3 protein-coding genes are annotated in these 3,160 nt (G+C 60.9%); 1 reads left to right on the forward strand and 2 read right to left on the reverse strand.

Annotated elements, in window-relative coordinates:
• A partial coding sequence (locus B4F73_RS09820; protein ID WP_290483144.1) for a trypsin-like serine protease occupies positions 1–334 on the reverse strand: 334 nt, incomplete at its 3' end.
• Positions 334–1,314: a P1 family peptidase gene (locus B4F73_RS09825; protein WP_206992007.1), complete on the reverse strand. Its 981-nt coding sequence runs from the start codon at positions 1,312–1,314 to the stop codon at positions 334–336. The genes B4F73_RS09825 and B4F73_RS09820, both read right to left, overlap by 1 nt.
• A gap of 80 nt (positions 1,315–1,394) precedes the next feature.
• Between B4F73_RS09825 and B4F73_RS09830 the strand changes: the two genes are divergently transcribed.
• Positions 1,395–3,160, forward strand: a 1,766-nt coding sequence (locus B4F73_RS09830) for a gamma-glutamyltransferase family protein (protein ID WP_290483145.1), incomplete at its 3' end; no start/stop codon positions are given.

Below are 3,160 nucleotides of genomic sequence, written 5' to 3' on the forward strand. Positions count from 1 at the left end.
CCATCAACGAGCCGCGACCTATCGCCAGCCCGACTGGCCCAAACCGCTCCATCGTGCGACCGGTTGCATCCGGAAAATACTGGACTGCACGTCCGTTGCTCTCAACGCGAATTCCTTCAACGCAATGTCCCGCCGTTATCGCCCATTCCGGAGAGATCATGGTTGCGCCGCATTCGTGGAACACGGACCGTCCTTGCAAGGCCTGCAGCGACGCCATGCCGGGCCAATCCGCAGGATCTGCTTCCTGACCACCCACAACACAGGCCGTGGCCAGCGCCAGCAATCCTGCTCCAATTCCGATCTTCCACCCGCGCTGCATACGCCTGTCCCTCATCAGCGATTGGCTTCATGCACCCCCCGTGCAATGGCCCGGGCGAGTGTGGAGGCGGCCAATTCTCCGATCCTCGCAATGAGTATGGCACGCTTCTCCTGTGAGGCAATCTGGCCTGACGACATTACGAACAAGGCATCTCCATCAAACGGCGCAAAGACCGGCCGGATGGCACGAGAGAAGCCGGACAGCGCCATCTGCGCCACCCGCTTCGCTTCACTCGCTGTCAGAATTACATCCGTGGCGATGCAGGCGATGGTGGTGTTCTGGCCGAGCGCCGGGTTGGACTTCGCGGCGCCCCAATCCTCTGCATCGGCAACATAATCTCCGGGTGGACGCTGGCCCCCGAATTCCCCATCAATCTCGAAGGGCCACGACCAGAACGCTTCTGTGCCGGGCATGAAGACTGATCCGAAACAGTTTACCCCGGCCAGCGCGCCGACGGTAATACCGTCATGCGTCACGATACTGGCAGAACCGGTCCCGCCCGCAAACGCCCCCGCCCGCGCACCATAGGCCGCCCCGGCCTGACCAAGCGCCAGCTCTGTGCCACGCGAACGATACGCCGCCAGGCCGAGGGCCGCATAAGGCGAAACTTCGCCCCAGTCCTTGTCACCACCATTGGAAAGATCATAGAGGATCGCCGCTGGCACAATCGGCGTTCGCGGCACGCTCGTTAACGGCACGAGCGCGAAACCGCGCCCCTCCTGCTTCAGTCCTGACGCCACGCCGTCTGCCGCTGCGAGACCGAATGCGCTGCCGCCGGAGAGACAGACCGCGTCGATGCCATCGACCAGCATGCCCGCCGATAGAAGGTCGGTTTCGCGCGTGCCGGGGCCTCCGCCGGACACTGCCACCGCCGCGATCGCAGGTGCATCCGGCACGATCACGCTGACACCTGAACGGACACTGGCATCCTCAGCCTGCCCAACCTTTATGCCCGGCACGTCCGTAATGGTATTTCTTGCGCCTGGTTTTGCCATAAGCTGCGGCCCTGTCTTTCCCTTGTGAGGCATGTTTCATAAGGTCTGCTGCAACACACGCCAAGCTGAAGGGGCACTTTATGAGCCGTTTGCCGATTCTCCTCGCCTGTATTGGACTCTCCGCCTGTGCGCCGGGCGACGATAGACCGTTCAACGCGACCGAAGAAGCGAGCCGCGCTGCTGATGCTGCCGCCCAGTCCGTAGAAGAAGGTGTCACAGCGGCTGAAGCCCCAGCCACGAACGCCTGGACGAAAGGCGCCATGGTCGCCGCAGCGGACCCTCGCGCGGTCGAAGCGGGTCTCGAAATGTTGCGTCAGGGCGGATCGGCGATTGATGCGGCCATCGCCGTGCACTCAGTGCTTGGATTGGTCGAACCTCAAAGCTCCGGCATCGGCGGTGGTGCCTTCATGGTCTACTATGATCGTGCCAAGGACGAGATAACCGTTTTTGATGGACGCGAAGTTGCCCCCGCATCCACGACACCGGACCATTTCATGAAGGATGGCAAGCCGCTTGGGTTCCTTGAAGCCTGGCAGTCCGGCAAGGCCGTTGGCGTGCCCGGCCAGATTGCGCTCTACAAGACTTCTCACGAAGCGGCTGGCAAACTCGAATGGGACGCCTTGTTCCAACCAGCCATCAAACTGGCTGAAGATGGGTTCGAAGTCTCACCACGCCTTGCCGGCCTGCTGGCCAATCCGCGCCTGCGCGGCGCAGTACGGCTCGACGATCTGCCTGCCTCATCCGAGTACTTCTATCCGGGTGGAGAGCCGCTGCCCATCGGATTCATCCGTACCAATCCGGACTATGCCGCGACATTGTCTGCCATCGCGGATTCCGGACCAGCCGCTTTCTACGAAGGCGACATTGCACAAGCCATCGTGGACGCGGTCAACGGGGATGCTGTTCCGGGCGATATGAGTCTCGAAGATCTTTCGACCTATTCCGTCAAAGTCAGGCCAGCCCTTTGCGGTGATCGGACAGATCACTATCGCATCTGCTCGGCACCACCCCCTTCTTCCGGCGGCGTGACGCAGAACATGATCATGGGACTCTATGATTTGCTGGAGCCAACCGACGAGACGAGCATGACCGAAGAAGGCTATCTCAAAGCCTTTGTCGACGCCCAACGCCTCGCCTATGCGGACCGCGATCATTATCTGGCCGATGCTGATTTCGTCCCGGTACCCTCAAAAGACCTGATCAATCCGGCCTATCTGCGCGTCCGCGCCAAAGAAGCCTTCGCACCGGATGCGGCCTCCTTCCCGGGTGATCCTGGCGTTGCGCTTGGACGAGACCCAATCCGCCCGCTCTGGGGAGAAGACGCCACCGAGCACGCGCCCGGCACCACGCACATCTCCATTGTGGATGCAGATGGCAACGCCGTCTCCATGACCGCCACCGTAGAAGCGGCTTTCGGCTCGTCCCTCATGGTTCACGGCTTCATGCTGAACAATGAGCTGACAGATTTCTCCCGCGAGCCGACAAAGGGCACCAAGCCCGTCGCGAACGCACCCGGCCCATTGAAACGGCCTCGCAGTTCGATGTCTCCAACAATCGTCTTCGATCCCGATGGTGACCTGTTCATGGTCACCGGATCACCGGGCGGCAATTCCATCGTGGCCTATGTCTCGAAAACGCTTGTTGGGGTTCTTGAGTGGGGCAAGACAGCTCAGGAAGCCATCGAACTGCCGAACATTATCGCGCGCGGTGATACGGTTGGCGTGGAAATCGATGTTCCAGGTGGCATGGAAGCCGCCGAAGCCTTGCGTGAAATGGGATATGATGTGGAAGAACGTGAAGGCGAAAATTCCGGCCTTCATGTCATCATTGTGAGGGAGGATGGCCT

This window comes from Hyphomonas sp. UBA3601 (assembly GCF_002375605.1).
Lineage (GTDB): Bacteria > Pseudomonadota > Alphaproteobacteria > Caulobacterales > Hyphomonadaceae > Hyphomonas.